Annotated in this window: 7 protein-coding genes; 6 read left to right on the forward strand and 1 reads right to left on the reverse strand. The window is 44.1% G+C overall.

Translation table 11 applies throughout. The features are described 5' to 3' along the window. Positions 1-84 precede the first annotated feature (84 nt). The 4 genes from MiSe_RS33720 (at position 85) to MiSe_RS33735 (ending at position 3364) form a co-directional block, all read left to right on the forward strand. Positions 85-786 carry a sugar transferase gene (locus tag MiSe_RS33720; RefSeq protein ID WP_226588355.1) on the forward strand — a complete coding sequence of 234 codons (702 nt, stop codon included), beginning with the start codon at positions 85-87 and terminating at the stop codon, positions 784-786. Between the two features lie 102 nt (positions 787-888). Then, entirely contained in the window at positions 889-1578 is a 690-nt protein-coding gene (locus MiSe_RS33725; RefSeq protein WP_226588357.1) for a WbqC family protein, read from the forward strand. 18 nt (positions 1579-1596) lie between these two features. Next, positions 1597-2253, forward strand: a complete 657-nt coding sequence (locus MiSe_RS33730) for a PIG-L deacetylase family protein (protein WP_226588359.1) — start codon at positions 1597-1599, stop codon at positions 2251-2253. Between the two features lie 40 nt (positions 2254-2293). Continuing rightward, the gene (locus tag MiSe_RS33735) at positions 2294-3364 is read left to right on the forward strand and encodes a GNAT family N-acetyltransferase (RefSeq protein ID WP_226588361.1); all 1071 of its coding nucleotides are present in this window, start codon (positions 2294-2296) and stop codon (positions 3362-3364) included. Between the two features lie 206 nt (positions 3365-3570). On the opposite strand, the gene MiSe_RS33740 is transcribed toward MiSe_RS33735, so the two are convergent. Further along, the gene (locus MiSe_RS33740; protein WP_226588363.1) at positions 3571-4650 is read right to left on the reverse strand and encodes a 7-cyano-7-deazaguanine synthase; all 1080 of its coding nucleotides are present in this window, start codon (positions 4648-4650) and stop codon (positions 3571-3573) included. Positions 4651-5065: 415 nt separating this feature from the next. On the opposite strand from MiSe_RS33740, the gene MiSe_RS33745 reads away from it, so the two are divergent. Then, positions 5066-6199, forward strand: coding sequence for an aminotransferase class I/II-fold pyridoxal phosphate-dependent enzyme (locus MiSe_RS33745; RefSeq protein WP_226588365.1), 1134 nt, complete (start codon positions 5066-5068; stop codon positions 6197-6199). 49 nt (positions 6200-6248) lie between these two features. Further along, positions 6249-6377 (forward strand): hypothetical protein, encoded by a 129-nt coding sequence (locus tag MiSe_RS51375; RefSeq protein WP_264196753.1) that lies wholly within the window; start codon positions 6249-6251, stop codon positions 6375-6377. Positions 6378-6583: the final 206 nt, after the last annotated feature.

Here is a 6583-nt window from a genome sequence, read left to right on the forward strand (position 1 = left end):
GGAATTAGTTTTTCATGAAGTTAGAGCAGATTTGAGTTTTAAGGCTTGACGAATAACTAATCTTGTACAGGGAAGGCATCTGCTATGAATTCTGAAGTTTATCTAGGCAATCTTTCGTCTATTTCTAACGATCGATTGGCTGAAGTTTGGACGGATGAAACGTGGAAAGCCGCTGAAAAAGCTTATCTTGCTAGACAAAAAGGCATGAAAATGCAACTGATGTTTAAGCGCAACTTAGATGTGGCGATCGCCAGCCTCGCACTCCTGCTTTTATCGCCTCTTTTGCTAGGAATTGCTTTAGCAGTTCGGCTGAGTTCCCCCGGCCCCATTTTATTCTGCCAAGAAAGATTAGGAAAGCTAGGCAAACCATTTACTATCTACAAATTCCGCACGATGGTCGATGGTGCGGTTAATATCGGTATTGGTTTAGGAACGTTCAAAGGCGATCCTCGCGTCACAAAGGTTGGCAAGTTCTTACGCGAATATCATCTCGACGAATTGCCACAGCTTTTCAACGTTCTCCGAGGCGACATGAGCTTAGTAGGCCCTCGACCGCTGTTAGTTTCCTCGCTAAAAACCTATAAAGATGTGCAAAAACGGCGCTTATTAATGTCGCCGGGAGTTACAGCTTGGGAAGCTGTTAATGGCGGTTTAGAAAACAGTTTAGAAGACCGACTGAACCTAGACGTTTGGTATGTAGACCGCTGGAATTTTTGGTTAGATTTGGTCATTCTTTTCCGAACCATTCCGGTTGTCCTCCGCAAAGAAGGCGTCTATGCCAAATAAAGGCAGGACTTAGGCAAAGAAACCGGGTTTCTCGGAAAAAGATCCCACCAAGAAACCCGGTTTCTGTAACCATTAGCAATTAGCCATTAGCAATGAGCCATTATGAAAATCGCAGTCATACACCAACCCCAATATTTACCCTACCTGGGTTTCTTTCACAAGCTTAACCAGGGCGACGTTTTTGTGGTAATGGATAGCGTGCAATTTGAGCGGCGCGGTATCCAACACCGTAACAAGATCAAAACCAACAAAGGGGAACAATGGCTAACCGTACCTGTATTCCATTCCTCTAGAGAAGAGCGAATCGACCAAGTGCAAATAGATTCAGAGCTTCCTTGGTCGCGCAAGCATTGGCAGACGCTTTTGACGAATTATTCCCCGGCTCCCTATTTTGAGAAATACGCCGATAAACTCCAAGAATTACTAGCCAAAGAATGGAATCATCTCTGCGAACTCGACATGGCACTCATTCAATGGGTGATGGAAATATTGGGGATTGATAAGCCCATTTTTTACTTATCTTCCTTGGGAGTAGAAGGCAGTAAAAACTCACTCCTGATCGATGCTTGTAAGGCAGTAGGAGCAGATACTTATCTATCTGGTTCCGGCGGCAAAAGATATATGGATATGTCAGCTTTTGCAGCGGCTGGTATCGCCACAATCTGGCAAGAGTTTAACTCGCCATCCTACGTTCAACTGTTTCCAGAACTGGGATTTTTGCCCAATCTGTCAATTCTCGATACTCTGTTCTGCTGTGGCCCAGAAACGCGCAAATTCTTAGAGTTGAATTGAGCTAGCAAGAGGAAAGCTATGAAAGATAAGATACTCGTTATTGCGCCGCATACGGATGATGAAGTTCTCGGCGTTGGGGGAACAATGGCGAGGCTTGCGGCTCTTGGGGCAGAAGTTTGTGTAGCAATTATGACACAAGGCTATAGCGCCGAAGAAATTGAATGCGATCGCCGAGAAGCATTGGCAGCACATCAGCTACTAGGTGTCAAGCAAACTATATTCCTTCCCCTACCAGCGGCGAATCTAGACAGCATTCCCCACCGGGACATCAATCGTCATCTGAACGAAGTTATCCAAAACATCCAGCCAGAAATTCTTTATATTCCTTTCACTGGCGATCTTCACGTAGATCATCAAAGGGTTTTCTTATCAGCTTTAGTCGCAGCCAGACCCAATCACCCTGGTGCGCCGAGAGCAATTTATGCTTACGAAACCCTTTCAGAAACTAATTGGAATGCTCCTTATTTAGCACCCAATTTTGTCCCGAATGTTTTTGTGGATATTTCCGATTATCTGGAAATGAAAATTCAAGCCATGCAACTCTATGCTTCTCAGATTAAACCTTTTCCTAACGAACGTTCGGAGGAATCTTTACGAGCTTTAGCAACATTAAGAGGTAGTACCGTAAGCTGTTTTGCCGCCGAGGCTTTTGTTCTCGTGCGAGAAATCGTTTAAGCAGACAACACACAAACTAAGCTAATCGTTGAGGTGTGAGATGACAATCGCAGAATTTATTTCTCCCCAAGATGCGAGATGGGAACGCCATTTAATGTTAACTCGGCACGATTTTTACCATATTCCAGAATATGTTTCCTTAACTGCCAAGCATGAGAAAGTTACACCTGTTGCGTTCTATGCAGAAATAGGACAAGCGGCATTTTTGGTGCCTCTGTTAATTCGGAAGATTCCGGCAAGTCTCGGCGTCCCCGATGATTGGTACGATGCTACAACACCTTACGGCTACCCAGCACCGCTGTTAATTGGGCCCGATAATCCAGATTGTTTAGAGAAGTTTCTCGAGTCTTTTCGACAAGTTGGAGCGAAATACGGAATTATTACTGCTTTCTTCCGCCTGCATCCTTTGCTCAGCCTTCCTCTGGAAACATTAGCCAAGTACGGCACGCTGGTGCAACACGGTCAAACTGTTTATATCGATCTTTCTTTGTCAATTGAAGAGATTGAGGCGCAGATCAGAAAAGATCACAAAAAAGATATTCGCAAGCTGATGCGTGAGGGATTTCAGGCGAAGATAAATGATTGGAGTTTCTATGAAGAATTCGTCGCGATCTATCGGAAAACTATGCAGCGGCTGTCAGCCAGTGAATTTTACATGTTTTCCGAAAGTTACTTCGCAGATTTACGAGCTAGTTTAGGCGATCGCTTAAATTTATGTACCATTCTTTCCCCGTCAGGCGAAGTCGCCTCTGGGATATTATTTACTGCCATAAATGGCATCGTCCAAACCTATCTTTCCGGAACTTCTGACAAGTATTTTTGCCAAGCGCCATCAAAGTTAGAAATTGACGCCATCACCCGTTGGGCTAAAGAAAATGGGAATTCCATTTTACATTTAGGCGGCGGATTGGGTGCCCGCTCCGACTCTTTGTTTTACTTTAAGAGTGGCTTCTCTAATTTCAGAGCGAATTTCCATACCTATCGAACGATTTTGTCCGAGGAAAAATATGCAAAACTTATGCATATTTGCGAAAATAATTACGGGCCTGTAGGCGATTGTCACGATTTCTTCCCTGCCTATCGAAATCCTTATTTCTCTAAAACAGATTGAATAAATAGAAGGTGATTTTAATGCTAGCCCATCAAAACTTAGGGCGGGCGTAACTGCCCACCCCACAAAACCAGAAAACAGAAAAATTCTTGTGGGGTGGGCGTCCCGCCCGCCCTTCAAATGGTCTGAAAATAACTTTTGCAAGATGTCTAATAAACAACGAAGCCCAGAACCCCGACTTCTCAAAGAAGTCGGGGTTCTAGCATTCACCTCTCATTCAATTTACTTTGGCTTTCCTCCAACTTTTTATTCACCAGCTTTTCCAAAGCATCCGTATTATCTCTGATGTCTGAAAGTTGGTGCTTTGCTTCCTCCTTATCTAAAAAACCCGTAATCACTTCCCTGGAGAGTAAGTTTAATTCTGGATGATAGCCGAGTCGTTTGTAAACAGAATATTCTACTAATCCAGGCAGCACGCAATTAGTACTGTTGCCGTGAATTTTCACGGTTGACCACCCGATATCATCGAGCATTTTGTAGACAGCTTTTTCGGTCAATTGCAAAGCAAAAGGCAGCGATAACATCTGCAATTGCTTACCCGATGCTTCATGTTTTACCCACCGTACAGAACGGACTTGCGGCTCAATCCAATGCCACCAATTGCGCCCAAAAATGATGCGGTTGATGCGGTTTTCGATACAGTATTGCTGAATTTCCTTATGAAACATTTCCCCGCATTTATAGCAAGGGTAACCGTTCTTAAAATTGTTGTCCATCATATCTTTGACATAGGGAGCCAGGTCAATATTCAGAACAACTAATTCCACCCCCAACATGTCGCAGAGTTTTCGACCGTTATCAACGACTTGCTCGGGGATAAATCCGTTTTGAACTAAAACTGCGACAACATTTAACCCAAATCGTTTCCGTGCCAGGTAAAGAGACACCGCGCTATCTTTCCCGCCAGAGAATCCCACTACTGCATCTATATTAGAACCAGCCTCTCTCGGTGTATTGAGAAAGGTTTCTAGTTCGCTGTTGAGAATTTCAATTTTGAAATTCTTTTTGTAGGTCATGCACATGTTACATACGCCATCAGCACCGATATATATATTCGGGATGCGCGTATCGAATAAACATTCTTTGCATTCTACAGGCTTGATAAAGGGATTCTGCCCCGTATTGACCCAAGTCTTTATTTGATTCTGCAAATGTATCCTCCGCGCCCGTAAATTGTAATTCTCCCGGTTAGCGGAGACATTACACTGGTAGGGAGAGTAATCTGAACGCAGAAATTTAGGCAGCCAAGATTGTAAACCTTCCATGAAAGCATGTTTACCTGTCATAGCTCTCTCCTCTAAATATGAAGTTTATCTGGAAAGGTTTTCTCAGTTGTTTCTTAAGGTCTCTGGTTTTATCTTCCCCTTCACTTGAGAGCAGGCATTTTTTTAACTAACCCAAGTTGCTGGTTATCTCAAAAGACTGGAGCATGGCTAATGGCTAATGGCTAATCTCAAGCAAAATGCTATATTAACTAGCTCTCGCCATCAGCAATTAGCAATTAGCAATTAGCAACTGGCGTTAACTAGCAATTTGGTTCCAATAATATAGATCCCCTATCTCTCTCATGAAAAACCAATCCAATCTAAGTTTGTTGCCAATTTGGCAGGTTTTACAAAAAGTTACATGAGCGTGGTTGGTTGAGGTGATTTACTGAGTTTTTTTGCTAAATTAATATTTTAACTTTCTGTATCTAAGCCATTGATAAAACCTATCCTGCTTTCAACACCTCACATGGGCGATCGCGAACTAGCATTCGTCAAAGAAGCGTTCGACACCAACTGGATCGCCCCCGTTGGCCCCCATGTGGATGCGTTTGAGCAAGAATTCTGCAAAGTCGTCGGTGCTAGCCACGCGGCTGCTGTTACTTCTGGCACAGCGGCTTTACATTTAGCTTTAAGATTAATTGGCGTTGAGGCGGGAGATGAGGTTTTTTGCTCGACGCTGACGTTTATTGCTACAGCTAGTCCGATTACTTACTTAGGCGCAAAACCTGTTTTTATTGATAGCGATCGCACCACGTGGAATATCAACCCCGATTTGTTGCGAGAAGCACTGGATAAACGCGCCAAACTCGGTAAATTGCCCAAAGCAGTCGTTATCGTCCATTTATACGGTCAAAGTGCCGATATCGACCCAATTTTAGCCGCTTGCAACGCTTATGAAATTCCCCTAATTGAAGATGCTGCCGAATCTTTAGGCGCGACTTACAAAAACCGTTCCCCTGGAACTTTTGGCAAAATTGGCATTTACTCATTTAACGGCAATAAAATTATCACTACATCCGGCGGCGGCATGTTAGTTTCAGAAGATGAAAGTTTAATCCAAAAAGCCCGCTTTCTGGCAACTCAAGCGCGGGATCGCGCCCCCCATTATCAGCATTCTGAAATTGGGTACAATTATCGTCTCAGCAACGTTTTAGCCGGAATTGGTCGCGGTCAATTGCAAGTTTTAGAGGAAAGAGTACAAGCTAGACGACGCAATTTTGAAGTTTATCAACAAGCTTTGGGAAACTTGCCGGGAATCGAATTTATGCCCGAAGCTGATTTTGGACGCGCCACTAGGTGGTTAACTTGCCTGACAATTGACCCAGATGCTTTTGGTGCAGATCGAGAACAAGTTCGCCTAGCACTTTCCCAACAGCAAATTGAAGCGCGTCCAGTTTGGAAACCGTTGCACCTGCAACCTGTTTTTGCGGAATGCGAGTGCGTCGGGGGTGCGATCGCAGAAGATTTATTTGAACGTGGCCTCTGCCTACCTTCTGGATCTAATTTAACTATAGAAGATTTAGAGAGAGTAATCGGCGCTATTACTGCAATTTATCGGAAAAAGTAGGGGCACGGCATCATAAATCTGTCGGTTAATTTAAAATGTTAATCCTGCCGTGTCCCTACCACCGACGATTAATCGGTCGGCGGGACAAGGCACAATAAATCTATCGCTGATGGCAAAATTAATCTTGCCGTGTCCCTACCACCGACGATTAATCTGTCGGCGGGGCACGGCACAATAAATCTATCGCTGATGGCAAAATTAATCTTGCCGTGCCCCTACCACCAACGATTAATCTGTCGGCGGGACAAGGCACAATAAATCTATCGGTGATGGGAAAATGTTAATCTTGCCGTGCCCCTACCACCAACGATTAATCGGTCGGCGGGACAAGGCACAATCAATCTATCGGTGATGGGAAAATGTTAATCTTGCCGTGCCCCTACC

It is taken from the genome of Microseira wollei NIES-4236, assembly GCF_020521235.1.
Lineage (GTDB): Bacteria > Cyanobacteriota > Cyanobacteriia > Cyanobacteriales > Aerosakkonemataceae > Microseira > Microseira wollei.

Bases quoted from the DNA above. Each gene is read 5' to 3' on its own strand.
- MiSe_RS33720 (WP_226588355.1), top strand. From the start codon at position 85: ATGAATTCTGAAGTTTATCTAGGCAATCTTTCGTCTATTTCTAACGAT.
- MiSe_RS33725 (WP_226588357.1), top strand. From the start codon at position 889: ATGAAAATCGCAGTCATACACCAACCCCAATATTTACCCTACCTGGGT.
- MiSe_RS33730 (WP_226588359.1), top strand. From the start codon at position 1,597: ATGAAAGATAAGATACTCGTTATTGCGCCGCATACGGATGATGAAGTT.
- MiSe_RS33735 (WP_226588361.1), top strand. From the start codon at position 2,294: ATGACAATCGCAGAATTTATTTCTCCCCAAGATGCGAGATGGGAACGC.
- MiSe_RS33740 (WP_226588363.1), bottom strand. From the start codon at position 4,650: ATGACAGGTAAACATGCTTTCATGGAAGGTTTACAATCTTGGCTGCCT.